The sequence below is a fragment of the Nocardia brasiliensis ATCC 700358 genome (assembly GCF_000250675.2).
In the GTDB taxonomy this organism is placed as follows: Bacteria; Actinomycetota; Actinomycetes; order Mycobacteriales; family Mycobacteriaceae; genus Nocardia; species Nocardia brasiliensis_B.
In genome coordinates this window covers 5,089,819-5,106,560 of the sequence record NC_018681.1, presented here as the reverse complement: position 1 = coordinate 5,106,560, position 16,742 = coordinate 5,089,819, and the positions used below count along the sequence as shown (strand labels likewise).

Genomic DNA, 16,742 nt, shown 5'->3' with positions numbered 1-16,742 from the left:
AATCGAGACGGTCACACGAGGCCGCGGCGGGTGTTGCGGGCGAGGACGACAGACAGCACGGCGGCGAACACGAACGCGCCGGAAGCGATTGCGATGCAGCCGAATACGCCGGTGGCCGAATTCACCGTCGCGCCGTCGACGACGACGGTGGTCGAGTCGAGTACGGCCGCGCCCACGAAATTCAGCACCACCGACCCGATCGAAACCATGACCATGACCAGGCTGGAGACGATGCCCTGCCGCTCGGCCGGGGCCAAACTGCCCGCCATGTTGAACCCGGCCGTCCCGAGCGCGCCCACCGTCACGCCCAGCAGGAAGGCGAAGCACAGTGCGGCCGCCAATTGTGAAGCGCCGAGGAACATTCCGACGGTCACCACCGTGCCGAGCACGATGGCTCCGGCCAAGGTCGACGCCGGCCCGATGCGCGCCGCAAGCCAGCCGGCGCCCGGACCACCGAGCATCACGCCGAGTCCCGGCGCCGCGAGCAACAGCGCGACGGATCCCTGGTCGGCCAGTCCGTACCCGAGGTGCTGATCCGCCGAGACGTCACCGATGAGCGGGATGAGCTGCAGCATGCTCTGATACGAACCGGCGCCGAGGAAGACGACGAGCAGCGTGAGCACCAAGGGGCCGTTGAGATCCCGGATGTCGATGAGGGGATCGGGCTTTCGATTCGCGACCAGGAACCAGCGGGCCAGCGCCGCGACGCCGCCGAGGAGCAGTGCCAGCGGACCGGCGGCCAGCCAGCCGAGATCCGAGCCGAGGCTGATGTAGCTGAGCACCGCGGCGAGACCGCCGCCGAGCAGCAGCGCGCCGCCGACGTCGATCCTGCCGGGCGTCTTGACCAGGGATTCGGGCACGCTGCCGCGCACGAAGATCGCCATCGCCACCGCGACGAAAGCTGAGACCAGGAACAGGATTTGGAAGCCGTACCGCACGGCCAGTTGCTCGAGGAGGAACCGGGACGCGATGTTGAGCACCGCCGACCCGGAGGTCACGATCCCCACGATGATCATTCCGATCCGGGGCGCGCAGACGCTGCGAACGATCGCGACGGAGAGGAACACGGCCGCCAGCGACGCCCCTTGCAGCATGCGTCCCGGTACGAAGATCCAGATGGTGGGGGCTACGGCGCACACGAGCGCCCCCACGCCGCTGACGAGCAGCGTCAGCACGAGGACGGTGCGTTTGCCGTAGATATCGGCGCTCTTGCCGAGCAGCGGCGCCCACATCACGCCGGCCAGCATCGCGGTGGCGTTGAGCCACGCCGCCTGGTGGGTATCGAAGTGGTCGAGCATCTCCGGCAGGACGAGCAGCGGCGCGGTGATGGCCGAATCGACCACGAAGTTCACCAGGGCCAGTACCGCCACCAAGCCGATGAGCTGCGCGTTCCAGCTCGAGTGCAATCCGGTGCCGGTACTTCCGGACACGCTCCGGTGCATCAGGGACTCCTTGGTACGGGTGCGCGTCAGAGCGACGCGCAGGCAAATAAGATACGATCAAGTTTCTTAATTGCGAGAGTAGGCTACCCGATAAGAAACGTCAAAGGATCTAAGGAGTGCGGTGTTACGACGGCGCGGCGAAGCGCTCGAGGCGGCCATCCTCGAGGCGGCATGGGCGGAGCTGAGTGAGCGGGGTTACGCGAACCTGACCATCGATGCCGTCGCCCGGCGAGCTGGCACCAGCAAGCCGGTGCTGTATCGGCGCTGGGCCGACAAACAACAGCTGGTCGAGGCGGCGGTGGTGCGCCGCAACGTGATTGCGCTGATCGATCCGGCGGACACCGGGTCACTGCGCGGTGATCTGATCGCCACGCTCACCGCGGCGAGTGAGAAGCAGGGGCCGTTTCTGGCCCAGCTGAGCCTGCTGCTCGCGGGCTACTTCGCCGAGACCGAGACCAGCTTCGCCGACCTGCGCGACATGATCGTCGCCGGTCGCCGCTCGGGACGCGACGAGATCATGCAGCGGGCGATCGAGCGGGGCGAACTCGATCCCGCCAAGCTCACGCCGCGCATCGCGGCATTACCCTTCGACCTGCTCCGCGCCGAGACGATGATGACGCTGCGACCGGTCGCGCCCGAGGTGATCGAGGAGATCGTCGACACGATCTTCCTACCGCTGGTTCGCTAGCTCGTGCGCCGATGGCGCAGACGTCCGACCCCTCCCTCTTCAACATATATCGCACCGGGGGGCTTGCGGCAAGGCCCGGGTGGTGCCGCAGAATAGCCGACCGGAACTCACAACCTGCGGAAATGGGGTATTGCGAAGTGCGTGTGCTGTTGACGACGTGGGGATCGCGCGGGGATGTCGAACCGCTGGCCGGGCTGGCGGTCGCGTTGCGAGAACTGGGCGCGCAGGCACGGGTGTGCGCGCCGCCGGACGACGAGTTCGTCCGACTGCTGGAACGCGCGGGTGTGCCGCTGGTGCCGCTCGGCCCGACGGTGCACTCGATCGTCGCCAACCCGAAACCGCCGACCGCACAGGACGCGTTCCAGCTCGCGCCCGCGTTGGTCGCCGCCCGATTCGAGACACTGATGACGGCCGGTGCGGGCTGCGACGCGTTGCTGGCGACCGGTCTGATGCCCGCGGGTGCCCGCGACGTGGCCGAAAAGCTCGGCATGCCTTATGTTCTCGCGTGCTTCCATACCCTCGGCCTGCCGTCGCAGCACTTCCCGCCGGGGCGGCGGCCGGGTACGCCGTCGCCGGACGGAGAGACCGACAACCGGGTGCTGTGGCGGCAGGATGCCGAGCGGGTGAATGCCCTGTACGGCGACGCGCTCAACACACGCCGGGCGGCCATCGGCCTGCCGCCGGTCGACAACGTCCGCGACTACGTGTTCACCGACCGGCCGTGGCTCGCGGCCGACGAGACGCTGTGCCCGGCCGCCGGAAAAACCGACCTCGACGTGGTGCAGACCGGTGCGTGGATCCTGCCGGACCACCGCCCGCTCCCGGACGACCTGGAAGCTTTCCTGAATGCCGGTGCGCCGCCGGTGTATGTGGGTTTCGGCAGCATGGCGTCCTACACCGCGACGGATATCGCCCGGGTCGGTATCGAGGCGGTCCGCGCGCAGGGGCGCCGAGTCCTGCTGGCCAGAGGCTGGGCGCGGCTCGCGCCGATCGACGATGCCGCCGATTGCTTCGTCGTCGGCGACGTCAATCAGCAAGCCCTGTTTCCTCGGGTGGCGGCTGTGGTGCACCACGGCGGCGCGGGGACCACCACGACGGCGGCCCGCGCGGGCGCGCCCCAGGTGATCGTGCCGCACATCGCCGACCAGCCGTTCTGGGCCGCCCGGATAGCCGAGCTGGGAATCGGTGCGGCACATCAGGGTTCGACTCCGACCGTCGACTCCCTGTCCGCCGCCCTCGCCACGGCCCTGACCTCCGACACCCGCACCCGCGCCGAATCCGTCGCCCGGGACGTCCGCGGCGACGGTGCCACGGTCGCCGCGAAAATGCTCCTCGACCTCGCGGCCGGGAACGGTCGGTCGTAGGCCGATCGACCGGTGCAGGCCCGTGGTGCGGGTTGCCGCGCGTCCAGGGGGCTAGCCTGGGGTTTCGAATAAGGCGGCCCCAGGCATCGCACCTGGGGCGCCGGCCTCGGCGGGCAGAGGTGAGTAAGGCAGTATCGCCGTGCCGCGAGGCTCGCCGGACAAGGCCGCCCTGGCTACGCTCCGTCGGGCGGCTTGTCGTATGCGACGCCTAAATCGATCGCGCCCGAGCGGATCAGGTCGGTGACCACCGCGATCTCGGGTGCGAGGTGGCGATCGGGTCCGGGGCCGGGGACGTACTCGCGCAACAGGTCTCGGGCGGCGGCCGTGGCCGGGGCCGGGCGCAACGGCGCGCGGAAGTCGAGAGCACGTGCGGCGGTGAGCAATTCGATGGCGAGCACCGTGCTGAGTCCGTCGACCGCGCGGCGGAGTTTGCGCGCGGCGGCCCAGCCCATCGACACGTGATCCTCCTGCATAGCGCTGGTGGGGATGGAGTCGACCGACGCCGGTGCGGCACAGCGCTTCAGCTCCGACACCACGCCGGCCTGCGTGTACTGGGCGATCATGTAGCCGGAGTCGACCCCGGGGTCGGCGGCCAGGAAGGCCGGTAGGCCGCGGGAGCGCTGCGGGTCGAGCAGGCGATCGGTGCGCCGCTCGGCAATGCTCGCGACGTCCGCGACCGCGATGGCCAGGAAGTCCGCTACATAGGCGACGGGTGCGCCGTGGAAATTGCCGTTCGACTCCACCCGTCCGTCGGCCAGGATCACGGGATTGTCGATCGCCGAACGCAATTCGCGTTCGGCGACGCCTTCCGCGTGCGTCAGCGTGTCCCGTGCCGCGCCGTGCACCTGTGGCGCGCAACGCAACGAGTACGCGTCCTGTACGTAAGGGCAGTCTTCGCCGCGGTGGCTCGCCACGATCTGCGACCCCGCCAGGGCGGCATGGATGCGGGCGGCCGAGACCGCCTGGCCGGGGTGCGGCCGCAGCGCGTGCAGGTCGGCCGCGAAGACCCGGTCGGTGCCGAGCAACGCTTCCACGCTCATGGCGGCGGTGAGGTCGGCGAGATCGAAGAGCCCGTGCAGGTCGGTGATCGCGAGCACCAGCATGCCGAGCATGCCGTCCGTGCCGTTGGTGAGCGCGAGTCCCTCCTTCGCCTCGAGGGTGATCGGGGTGAGCCCGTAGTCCCTGAGCGCCTGCGACATCGGCCGTTCCCCGGCGAACCCGACCCGCGCGCCGTCGGCGTTCAGCGCGGATCCCTCGCCCATCAGCGCGAGCGCGACGGCGGCCAGCGGCGCGAGGTCGCCGGAGGCGCCCAGCGAACCATGTTCCGGCACAACGGGAATCAGTCCGCTGTCCAGCAGCGCGGCCAGCGCCACCGCCGTCGCGGGACGGACGCCGGTGCGACCGGACATGAGGGTGCGCAGCCGCAGCAGCATCATCGCCCGAACCACTTCCGGTTCTACCGGTGCGCCCGCCCCTGCGGCATGCGAGCGGATCAACGAGCGCTGTAGCTCGGTGCGCCGCTCCGGCGGAATGTGCTGCCGCTCCAGCGCTCCGAAGCCGGTGGTGACACCGTAGACCGGTCGCGTGCCGTGGGCCAGTTCATCGACTTGTCGGCGGATCTCGGTCAAGCGTTGCAGCGCAGCCGGATCGAGTTCCACCGGGACGCCGTGGCGCGCCACCGCGACCACGTCGTCCAGCGTCAGTGCTGTCGTGCCTACCAGCACCTGCCGGGTTCCGATCGTCATGAACACTATTCCAGCTGTTCCCGGCTTTCGGATCGAGGGTTGTGCACTCGGCGATGTCATGAGGTGTTTCACATCGACATGCGGCCGTGCTGTGTGCTATTTCGCGGGAATGTGTGGCGCCGTGGGCGCGACGGCATAATTTATCGGTAATCGGAAACGTCAACTCGCTGAACAAAATTTAGGAATCGGTCATTATTTCAACCTGGCCGGGGGGTGGTGGTGTACGCGATTTTGTGGTGCGGGGGTGTGCGGGCCTATTCGGGAACGGCGACTTGCAGGATGGATTTTGGACGCGTACCGAATTATGAGTGAGGGCGGCTGAGGTCGTTAGTGGATCGGCCGGCTACCGATGCGCAAAGTCGCAGCATTGTCGAGTGTTTCGAGCGCGGGCCGGGATGGGCGCGAGTGGTCGGGCACTATGCAACGGCGGCGGATTCGTTGATTGATCGCTCTGTCTGGTCCGTAAGGAAGTAGGATCGTTGTCCGCGCTGGAGTTCGAGTGCAATTCGCATTGGACAGCACTCTGGTAGTGGTTCATCGCCGGTGCCGAAAATGACGATCGGTATTGCCGGGTTGTCTGAGCGAGTGCTAGCTTTCCTATTGTCCATGGGCGGGTGGCGCTGGAACAACGCTCGAAACTCTTGGCCTCTCCTCCGTCTGAGTAAGGGTAGAAGCGTGGGCGAAAAGCTGGAGATCGGCTTGTGTGTCGGGACCGAGAAATGAGGATGACCGATGGCCGACGAAGCTGAACTACGCCGATACCTGAAGAAGGCGGCCCGGGAACTGCACGAGACTCAGCGGCAGCTGCGTGAACTGCGGGCCAGGATCGGGGAGCCGATCGCGATCGCGGGGATGGCGTGCCGGTTCCCGGCCGGGGTGCGCACGCCGGAACAACTGTGGGACAGCGTGATCGGGGCCGAGGATCTGGTCTCGGAGTTCCCGGCCGATCGGGGCTGGGATCTCGACGCGCTCTTCGACGCGGACCCGGACAACTTCGCCACCTCCACGGTCCGCCACGGTGCTTTCCTGGATCGTGCCGGTGAATTCGACGCCGGGTTCTTCGGTGTCAGCCCGCGCGAGGCGTTGGCGATGGACCCGCAGCAGCGGCTGGTGCTCGAAGTGGCCTGGGAGGCGGTCGAACGCGCCCGGATCGACCCGGTGTCGTTGCGCGGCAGCGACACCGGCGTCTTCGTCGGAATGACCGGTCAGGGTTACGGATTCGGCTCGCCGGCGGCGATGGACGGCGCCGAAGCGTATTTCATGAACGGCAATGTCGCGGCCATGGCCTCGGGGCGGGTCGCGTACTTCCTCGGGCTGCACGGACCCGCAGTCACCGTCGACACCGCCTGCTCGTCGTCGTTGGTGGCGTTGCACCAGGCGATCCAGTCGTTGCGGGCGGGTCAGATTTCGCTGGCTCTGGTCGGCGGTGTCACCGTGATGGCTACACCTTTCGCCTTCGCGACCTTCTCCCGGCAACGCGCGCTCGCCGCGGACGGCCGCTGCAAGGCGTTCGCGGCGGGCGCGGACGGCACCGGCTGGGGGGAGGGCATCGGCATGGTCGTCGTCGAGCGGCTCTCGGATGCCGAGCGCCACGGCCACCCGGTGCTCGCGGTGATCCGCGGGTCCGCGGTGAACTCCGACGGGGCGTCCAATGGTTTGACCGCGCCCAGCGGCGTGGCCCAGCAGAAGGTGATTCAGGCGGCCTTGGCGGACGCGCAGGTGCGCCCGGATCAGGTGGACCTGGTGGAGGGACACGGCACGGGCACGGTGCTCGGTGACCCGATCGAGATCGAGGCGTTGCACGCCACCTACGGCAGGCAACGCGATCCCGGCCGTCCGCTCTGGCTCGGCTCGGTGAAATCGAATGTCGCGCACACTCAGTCGGCGGCGGGGATGGCCGGACTGATCAAGACCGTGGCGGCGCTGCGGCACGGCGTGGTGCCGCCGACCCTGCACGTGGACGCGCCGAGCCCGCACGCGGACTGGTCGGCAGGCACGATCAGGCTGGCCACCCAGGCACGTCCATGGCCAACGGGCGCGGGCCCACGGCGGGCGGGCCTGTCCTCGTTCGGCATCAGCGGTACCAACGCCCACGTCGTCCTCGAAGAATACGTCGCAGCCGACCCTAGCCCGGAACTCCCCACCGAAAGCGCGGCTCCCGCAGCAGCTTTGGCTTGGGTGCTGTCCGGGAAGAGCGCGGCCGCGCTGGATGCGCAGGCGACCAGGCTGCATGCCGCGCTGCTGGCCGATCCGGACAGTGACCCGGTGGCAGTCGGCTATTCGCTCGCCACCACCAGGACCGTGTTCGACCACCGTGCCGTGCTGGTGGGCCGCGACCGTGCCGAATTGCTCGGTCAGCTCGCAGCTCTGGCGGACGGGGCCGCTTCGAGTTCGGTGATCCGGACCCATCATCGCGGTGGGAAGACCGCGATGATGTTCCCGGGCCAGGGCAGTCAACGGGTCGGCATGGGCCGGCGGCTGTATGACGAATTCCCGGTCTACGCGGCCGCGTTCGAGGAACTGTGCCGGAGTTTCGCGCCGGTGCTCGACCGGCCGCTGGAGCAAATCGTCTTCGGCTCCGCCGGGCAACACCTGCTCGACCGCACCGAGTACGCCCAGCCCGCACTGTTCGCCGTCGAGGTGGCGCTGTTCCGCCTACTCGAATCCTGGGGTGTGCGGCCGGATTTCGTGATCGGCCACTCGATCGGTGAGTTGGCCGCCGCACACGTGTCCGGGGTCTTCACGCTGCCGGACGCCGCCACGATCGTCGCGGCGCGCGGGCGGCTGATGCAGCAGTTGCCGCCGGGCGTCATGGTGTCGCTGCGGGCCCGCTACGACGAGGTGGTGGAATCGCTGGCCGGGTTCGACGGCGACGTGGCGGTGGCGGCGTGCAACGGGCCGAACGCCACGGTGATCTCGGGCGGCGAGGCGGCGGTGCTGACCCTCGCGCGCGAGTGGCGCGAGCGCGGACGCCGGGTGCAGCGGCTCCGGACCGATCGGGCGTTCCACTCGCCGCACGTCGACGCGATGCTGGCCGATTTCGGGCGCGTCGTCGCGAACGCGCGACGCGGGAGTGCGTCGATTCCGGTGCTTTCCACCGTGACCGGTGCACCCGCGTCGACGGCGGAGCTGGGCTCGGTCGACTACTGGTTGCGCCAGGCGCGCGACCCGGTTCGCTTCCACGCCGGGCTGAACCATCTGCTCACCGCGGGCGTGACCACGCTGATCGAGGTGGGACCGGGCACGGTGTTGTCGGACATGAGCTACGAGTCCATCGGCGAAGCGCGGTGTACCGCGGTGCCGATGCTGCGCTCCGCCGACGGCGCGAGCGACGGATTCCTCAGAGCCGTTGCGGGCGCGTGGGTTCGTGGCACATTCGTGGATTGGGGCGCGGTCTTCGCCGGCCGGGCCTCGCGCACGGTGGATCTGCCCACCTACGCGTTCCAGCGCCGGCACTATTGGCTGCGCAGCGCCCTCGTGCCCGAAACGACCACGGCTACAGTCGCGTTCGGTGTCGACCCGGTCCCGGAGGCGCCATCCGCGACCCAGCTCGCGCCGGTTCGAGCGCAGCTGTCCGCACTGCCGCCCGCGCAGTGGTCGCGGCACCTGTGCACCGTGGTCGAGGCGCAACTGCGCGAAATCCTGGTGGGTCTGTACGACACCGAGATGGATATCGACGCGACGGTGCTGGACCTCGGGCTCACGTCGCTGTCGGTCCTGGAATTCCGCAGCCGGATCAACGAGGCCGCCGGAACCACGCTGTCGGTCGAGGATCTCTTCCGTCATCCGACGCCCCGCGGCATCGCCGAATTGCTCGCTGCCGCCATCGAATTGCCGCAGCGGCAACCGACCACCGCGATAGCCGTATGAGAGCGCGCCGAGAAAGAACAGCCATGACGAAGAATCTGGCGACGGGCTCGGTCCCGCCGCGCGACGGCCTCACCTTCGAACAGACCGTGCCCCGCGCGCTCGCGCACCGGCGGGCGCTCGGCGAGGTGTTCGTCACGGACACCGCGCAGGTGGGGGCCGACGAGTTCCTCGCGGCCATCCAACTGCCGCGGGCCCATTCGCTGTGGTTCGACCGCACCGTCGACTATCACGATCCGCTGTCCACCGTCGAAGCGATCCGGCAGGCCATGCTCGTCGTCGGGCAGCGCTATGCGCAGGTACCCCCGGATTCGCCGCTGAGCCTGCAACGTCTGGCGTGCTGCGTGGAGGATCTCAGCGCATTCCGGGACGACCGGCGAACGCCGCTCGAGGGCATCGTGCGGATCCGCTCCGAGCAGGGCAGGCCGGGAGACTATTTCGTCGACACCGCGTTCGAGGCGACTCTGACGATCGATACCGCCTTGGCGATGACCGTCCGGGGTGGCGGCGTCGTATTCACCCGCGACGCCTACGACGGTCTGCGCGTGGTCCAGCGCGCCGAACGCGCTGCGCCGGAGCCGGACAGCACCGGCGCCGGTACGCCGCTCGCGCCGGGTCTGGTCGGCCGCCGCGACCACCGCAATGTGGTGCTGGCGACGACGGCTCCCGATGCGGACCTGGTGCTGATCGTGGACCAGAGCCACCCTTCGTTCTTCGATCACCCCTACGATCACGTGCCCGGCCCGCTGCTGCTCGAGGCTTTCCGGCAGGCGGCGATTCTGGCGAGCGCCGACCCGGATACCCCGGTGGCCGTAGTCGCCGCCGAGGTCGAGTTCACCGGTTTCGCCGAGCTGGACGCACTCGTGACGTGCAGCACGGAATCCGGCGCGGGCGTCGCTCTGGACGGCACGGAGGTCGTCGTCGGCTTCCATCAGTGCGGCAAGCAGATCGCGCGCGGCCGGATCGAGCTGTCGCCCTACCCGGGCTCCCGCTGAGGCACGCAAACACATTCGACAGCACAGGATCTCGGGAACCGTGGCGTCCGTCGCGTCGGCACCGCGCCCCGGCACGCAGGAAGGCGAACAACGATGGCAACCGAATCCGACCTTCGGCGATACCTCAAACGGGCCGCGATCGACCTGCAGCAGACGCGGCAGCGGGTGCGCGATCTGGAATCCCGGGCGCAGGAGCCGATCGCGATCGTGGGCATGGGCTGCCGGTTCCCCGGCGGTATCGACAATCCCGCCGATCTGTTCCGGGCAACCCTCGAAGGGCGGGACATGATCACCGAGTTCCCCGTCGATCGCGGCTGGGACATCGAGTCGGCTTACCACCCGGACCGCGACAACAAAGGCTCGCTCTACATCCGCAGCGGCGGGTTCCTCACCGGCCCAGGCGATTTCGACGCCGCGTTCTTCGGGATCTCACCGCGCGAGGCCAGGGCGATGGACCCACAGCAGCGTCAGCTGCTCGAAGTCACTTGGGCGGCAATCGAACACGCGGGCATCGATCCCACGACGCTGTCCGGCACCGCGACCGGTGTGTTCGCCGGGGTCATCGCGCCCACGCATCGACGCGAACCCGACGACATGGCCGCGCTGCACGGCATGGTCATGACCGGCAACACCTGCAGCGTCGCCACCGGGCGGATCGCGTACACCCTGGGCTTGGCGGGTCCGGCGGTCACGGTGGACACGGCGTGCTCGTCGTCACTGGTCGCCATGCACCAGGCGGTGCAGTCGTTGCGCCGCGGTGAGACCGCGCTGGCACTGGCCGGTGGAGCGACCGTGATCACCGGGCTCGCCGACTACATCGAGTTCTGTGCGATGGGCGCGCTGGCGCCGGACGGCCGGTGTAAATCCTTCGCGGACAACGCCGACGGCTTCAGCGTCGCCGAGGGCGTCGGCATGCTCGTGCTCGAGCGGCTGTCCGACGCACGCCGCAACGGACGCCGGGTGCTGGCCCTGATCCGTGGCTCGGCGGTGAACCAGGACGGCGCCAGCAACGGCCTGACCGCGCCGAGCGGGCCGGCCCAGCAACGGGTCATCGCAGCGGCGCTGTCGGACGCGCGACTGAGCGCCCGCGACGTCGACGTGCTGGAGGCACACGGCACCGGCACCGCGCTGGGCGATCCGATCGAGGCCACGGCCCTGCTCGCCACCTACGGCCGTGATCGGGCGGGCGAACCGCTGCTGCTCGGTTCGGTGAAATCGAATATCGGGCACAGCCTGGCCGCCGCCGGCGTGGCGGGCGTGATCAAGATGGTCGAGGCCCTGCGCCACGGCGTTGTACCGCCCACCCTGCACGCGGACACTCCGAGTTCGCATATCGATTGGGACAGCGGCCAGGTCGAGTTGATCGCCACCGCGCGCGAGTGGCCCGCGACCGGGCAGCCGCGCCGCGCCGCGGTGTCCTCATACGGGATCAGCGGTACCAACGCGCACCTTGTCTTGGAACAGGCGCCCGTCGAGACAGCCGGGCCAGCGCCGGAACGCGTTGTGCCGACCGTGATTCCGTGGGTGGTCTCGGCGAAGAGCCGGGACGCGTTGCTCGGCCAGGCGCGCCGGCTGTCGCAGTGGATGCGCGAACAGCCCGACCTCGATCCCGTGGATATCGGCTTGTCTCTCGTACGCACGCGCGCCCGCCATCCGTATCGCGCGATCGTGGTGGGGCGCGGTCGTGCCGAATTGCTTGGCGGACTGGCCGATCTGGCAGACGGCGCGGACGTGCCCTCCGTGCTGGTGGGCGGCGGTGCGATCAAGGGCAAGACGGTGTTCGTGTTCTCCGGGCAGGGCGCACAGCGGCCCGAGATGGGGCGCGAACTCTACGACGCCTTCCCGGCCTATCGGGCGCGGTTCGACGAGATCTGTGACCTCTTCGAGCCTTTGCTGCCGCGGTCGCTGCGCGCCGTGGTGTTCGCCGCCGCCGGCAGCGCCGACGCGGCGCTGCTGGACCGGACCGACTTCACGCAGGCCGGGCTGTTCGCCGTCGAGCTGTCGATGTTCGCACTGTTGCGCGCGTGGGGTGTGGATCCCGATGTCGTGCTGGGTCATTCGATCGGCGAGATCGCCGCGGCGTGCGCGGCGGGCGTGTGGTCGCTGCCGGATGCGGTACGCCTGGTGGCCGCGCGCGGCACGCTGATGGCCGCGCTGCCCGCCGGTGGCGCGATGATCTCGGTGACCGTCGGCGAGGAGGTCGTCACGCCGCTGCTGTCCGGCCGAGCGGGCGAGGTGAGTATCGCCGCGGTGAATGCGCCGGATTCCGTGGTGATCTCGGGCGTCGAGGCGGTGGTCGAGCAGATCGCCGCGGGTCTGCGTGCGGGCGGTGCGAAGACTACGAGACTTCGAGTGAGTCACGCGTTCCATTCACCGCTGCTGACACCGATGCTCGACGATTTCGCCGCCGTCTGTGCCGAACTGGCGTATCACGAACCGGTCCTGCCGGTCGTGTCGAACGTGACCGGGCGCATAGCGACGTCGGATGAGTTGTGTGACCCCGGCTATTGGGTACGGCACGTGAGTGCCCCGGTGCGCTTCTCCGCCGGTGTCGCGGCCGCCGCCGAATTCGCCAGGGCCGGAGCCACATTGCTGGAACTCGGCCCGTCCGCCGCGGTGACCGGTTTGGTCGCCGCCACGCTGGCGGAGGATGCCGGTGCGGACGACGCGCCGGACTTCGTCGCCGTTCCCGCCCTGCGCGCGCAGCGATCCGAACCCGGTGCGCTGCTGAGCGCGGTGGCCGTGGCGCACGGCCGCGGCACTCCTGTCCACTGGGCGGAGCTGTTCGCCGGAACCGGCGCACAGACAGTCGAGTTACCTACTTACGCCTTCGACCACACGACCTATTGGGTTGCCGCGGGGAACGGTTCGAGCGACCCCCGGCGGTTCGGCGCCGGTGCGGTGGCACACCCGCTGCTGGGCATGGTGACCGGCGTTGCCGACGGCGGCGGTGTGCTGTTGTCGGGCCGGGTGTCGTCGGCATCGCACGGCTGGCTGGCCGACCACGCCGTCGGTGGCCGAATCCTGCTGCCGGGGGCGGCTTTTGTCGAGATGGCCTGGTGCGCGGCGGGGCACGTGGGCGCGGAACGGGTGGGTGAACTGGTGCTGTTGTCGCCGTTGGTGATCGGCGACCGTGCGATGCAGGTGCAAGTGCGGGTAACCGAGGGGGAGACGGCAGGGGAATGGCGACTCGGGGTGTACTCGCGGACCGAGACAGCAGAGCTGGGTGAGTGGGTCTGTCACGCGACCGGTGTCCTGGATTCGGTTGCCGTGCGGCCCGACACGGGTGCGGACCTGCGGGTGTGGCCACCGGCAGGTGCGGTGGCGGTGGACACCGAGCACGTGTACGAATCGCTGGCCGCGGCGGGGTACGGCTACGGGCCGGCGTTCCAGGGCGTGCGCTCGGTCTGGCGACGCGGCGACGAGCTGTTCGGCGAGGTGGTGTTGCCCGAGCGCGGGTCGGCGGATACCGGCGGCTTCGGACTGCATCCGGCCTTGCTGGATGCGGCGCTGCACGTGTCGCTGGTGGGGGAGTTGGACTCCGGCGATGCGGATCCCCGGGTGCGGTTGCCCTTCCTGTGGGAAGGGGCGGCACTGGCGGCGGAGGGGGCGTCCACGGTGCGGGTGCGCGTGGCGCGGACGGGCGACCGGATGGAGTTGACGCTGGTCGATCCGGCAGGCGGACTGGTCGCGCACGTCGAGGGGCTGACCGTGCGGGAGGTCTCGGCCGATGCGTTGATCGGGCCGGCCGGGACGGTCACCGATGCGCTGTTCGAAGTGCACTGGGTCGCGATGCCACCGCTCGACAGCGCGGACAGCGGTAGGTGGACCACACTGCCGGATCCGGTGGCGGCCGACCCCGCGGGCGTGCCGTGGGAACTGGAGCGGTACAACGATTCCGGGCGAGACGTTGTCGTGCTCACCTGCCCGCCGGTACGGCAGGCGGAACCGATCGCCGACCTGCACACCGGTGTGTCCGGCGTCCTGGCACGCGTGCAATGGCTCTTGGGCGCAACAGATTTCGCGTCTTCCACCGTTGTCGTCGTCACCCACGGCGGCGTCGCCGTCGATGGTGGTGCGGATATCGATCCGGCGCGGGCCGCGGTCTGGGGACTGCTGCGGAGTGCGCAGAACGAGCACGAAAACCGCATTGTCCTGCTGGACTTGGCCGCTACCACGGACGAGCGAGCGCCGGCGGCCGTCGTGGCCGAGCGGCGGTCGGCGGTGGCCGCGGTACTGGCGGCGGGTGTCCCGCAGGCAGCGGTGCGGCGCGGGATCGTCCACCAGCCGCTCTTGGAGCGGGTGGGCGCGAACACCACGAGCGGGGCGCAGCTGGCCGGCGCGGGCGCACCGTGGCGATTGGCGGTATCGGACAAGGGCACACTGAACGGCGACAACCTGATTCTCGAAGCGGACGACGACGCGGCAGTGCCGGCGGCGGGCGCGGTGAGTGTCGAACTCCGCGCGGCCGGGATCAACTTCCGGGATGTGCTGATCGCGTTGGGGATGTATCCGATCGAGGGCATGCCGCTCGGTAGCGAAGGCGCGGGTGTGGTGACGGCCATCGGACCGGGGGTGACCCGGTTCGTGCCCGGTGATCGAGTGATGGGGTTGTTCCCCGGAGTCGGCTCCACGGTGGTGACCGATCAAGCGTCACTGGTGCGGGTTCCGTCTGGTTGGGGTTTTGCGGAGGCTGCTGCGGTGCCGGTGGTGTTTGCGACGGCGTATCACGCGTTGGTGGAGTTGGGTGGGTTGGGGGCTGGGGAGCGGGTGTTGGTGCATGCGGGGACTGGTGGGGTGGGTTTGGCGGCGGTGCAGTTGGCGCGGTGGGTCGGGGCGGAGGTGTTTGTTACCGCGTCGGAGGGGAAGTGGCCGGTGTTGCGGGAGTTGGGTTTTGGTGATGAGTGGTTTGGTGATTCGCGGTCGTTGGATTTCGAGGCGAAGTTTTTGGCGCGGACCGGTGGTGCGGGTATGGATGTGGTGTTGGATTCGTTGGCGGGGGAGTTTGTTGATGCTTCGTTGCGGTTGTTGCCGCGGGGTGGTCGGTTTTTGGAGATGGGGTTGACCGATGTGCGGGATCCGGAGCAGATCGCCGCCGAGTACCCGGGCGTGCGATACGAGGCCTTTCTGCTGATGGATCTGCCCGCCCGTCGCCTGCAGCACATCTTGGAAGAACTGCTCGTCCTCTTCGAAACCGGTGTATTGCAACCACTTCCGACCGCCCGCTGGGATGTGCGCCGAGCACCGGAGGCGTTCCGGTTGCTGTCGCAGGCGCGGCATATCGGTAAGAACGTGTTGACGGTGCCGCGACCGTTGAATCGGGACGGCACGGTGCTGATCACCGGCGGGACCGGAGGTTTGGGCGCGACGGTGGCGCGGCATCTGGTGGCGCGGCACGGGGTTCGGCATCTGACGCTCGCGTCACGGCGCGGTACCGCCGCCGACGGAGCCACGGAACTGGTGGCTGAATTGACCGCTGCCGGTGCGGCGGTGGAAGTGGTGGCATGCGATCTCTCCGACGGTGCCGCGGTGCGCGCGATGGTCTCCGGTCTCGGCCCCGCACTGACAGGCGTGGTGCACGCGGCAGGTGTGGTCGACGACGGTCTGTTCACCGATCTCGACGCCGACCGCGTGGCCAACGTGCTCGCGGCGAAAGCCGTTGCGGCATGGCAGTTGCACGAGGCGGTGCAGGATCTGCCGCTGTCGATGTTCGTGCTGTTCTCCTCGATCGCGGGCACCGTCGGCGCGCCCGGCCAATCGAATTACGCCGCGGCCAACGCCTTTCTGGACGCGCTCGCGCTGTATCGACGCCGCCGCGGACTGGTCGCGACCTCGATCGCCTGGGGTCTCTGGGAGCAGGCGACCGGGATCACCGGGACACTGACCGACCAGGGCCGAAACCGATTGCGGGCGAGCGGTTTCATGCCGATCACCGCCGAGGACGGTGCGGCCATGCTGGACGTGGCGATCGATTCCGGGCACAACTACGTGGTGGCGTCGCGCATCGACGCCGCGGCCATGCAGCAACGGGAAACAGTGCCGTCGATACTCGGCGGAATCGTGCGCCAGCGGCGCAGGGCGGCGGATGCGGCGGCCGGACAGACATCGGCGCTGGTGGCTCGTTTGTCGGGTTTGGATGTGGTGGAGCAGTGTCGGGTGGTTTTAGAGGTGGTGCGTTCGCATGCGGCGGCGGTGTTGGGGTTCGGGTCGGTGGACGGGGTGGGTGCTGATGATGTTTTCAAGGATTTGGGTTTCGATTCGTTGGGTGCGGTGGAGTTCCGCAATCGGTTGCAGGGTGCGACGGGGGTGAAGTTGGCGACGACGGTGGTGTTCGACTACCCGACACCCGCCGCCCTGGCGACTTATATCGCCGCGGAGATCGCTCCGGTCGAAAACCCGCTGGACCGGATCGTCGCACACGTGGACCGGCTCTCGGGCCTGTGCGACGGGGTGGCGCTGGAGCGCGCGGACGTGGCCGTGGTCGCCGCACAATTGACCGAGATCATTCGAAGCCTGCAGGGGGACAACGGCTCCGGCTTCGATCTGGACACCGCCGACGACGCCGAACTCTTCGAATTCATCGATCAGGCCCGCCCCACCGGCTACGTCTGATCCACCGCACCGATCGATATCGAGGATCT

7 protein-coding genes are annotated in these 16,742 nt (G+C 69.0%); 5 read left to right on the top strand and 2 right to left on the bottom strand.

What is annotated here, in order from left to right:
- Nucleotides 1-11: 11 nt before the first annotated feature.
- Complete coding sequence (locus O3I_RS22610; protein ID WP_014985303.1) at nucleotides 12-1,442, bottom strand: MFS transporter; 1,431 nt, start codon at nucleotides 1,440-1,442, stop codon at nucleotides 12-14.
- 121 nt (nucleotides 1,443-1,563) lie between these two features.
- Between O3I_RS22610 and O3I_RS22605 the strand changes: the two genes are divergently transcribed.
- Both O3I_RS22605 and O3I_RS22600 read left to right on the top strand, forming a co-directional pair.
- On the top strand, nucleotides 1,564-2,130 hold the full coding sequence (locus O3I_RS22605; RefSeq protein WP_014985302.1) for a TetR/AcrR family transcriptional regulator: 567 nt from the start codon (nucleotides 1,564-1,566) through the stop codon (nucleotides 2,128-2,130).
- 122 nt (nucleotides 2,131-2,252) lie between these two features.
- A complete protein-coding gene (locus O3I_RS22600; RefSeq protein WP_014985301.1) occupies nucleotides 2,253-3,494 on the top strand; it encodes a glycosyltransferase in 1,242 nt (413 codons plus the stop codon).
- 173 nt (nucleotides 3,495-3,667) lie between these two features.
- On the opposite strand, the gene hutH is transcribed toward O3I_RS22600, so the two are convergent.
- Nucleotides 3,668-5,239, bottom strand: a complete 1,572-nt coding sequence (hutH, locus tag O3I_RS22595) for a histidine ammonia-lyase (protein ID WP_014985300.1) — start codon at nucleotides 5,237-5,239, stop codon at nucleotides 3,668-3,670.
- Between the two features lie 732 nt (nucleotides 5,240-5,971).
- Here hutH and O3I_RS22590 point away from each other — a divergent pair.
- The 3 genes from O3I_RS22590 (at nucleotide 5,972) to O3I_RS22580 (ending at nucleotide 16,713) form a co-directional block, all read left to right on the top strand.
- Entirely contained in the window at nucleotides 5,972-9,109 is a 3,138-nt protein-coding gene (locus tag O3I_RS22590) for a type I polyketide synthase (protein ID WP_014985299.1), read from the top strand.
- 23 nt (nucleotides 9,110-9,132) lie between these two features.
- On the top strand, nucleotides 9,133-10,101 hold the full coding sequence (locus O3I_RS22585; protein WP_014985298.1) for an AfsA-related hotdog domain-containing protein: 969 nt from the start codon (nucleotides 9,133-9,135) through the stop codon (nucleotides 10,099-10,101).
- 93 nt (nucleotides 10,102-10,194) lie between these two features.
- Nucleotides 10,195-16,713, top strand: a complete 6,519-nt coding sequence (locus tag O3I_RS22580; RefSeq protein WP_014985297.1) for a type I polyketide synthase — start codon at nucleotides 10,195-10,197, stop codon at nucleotides 16,711-16,713.
- Nucleotides 16,714-16,742: the final 29 nt, after the last annotated feature.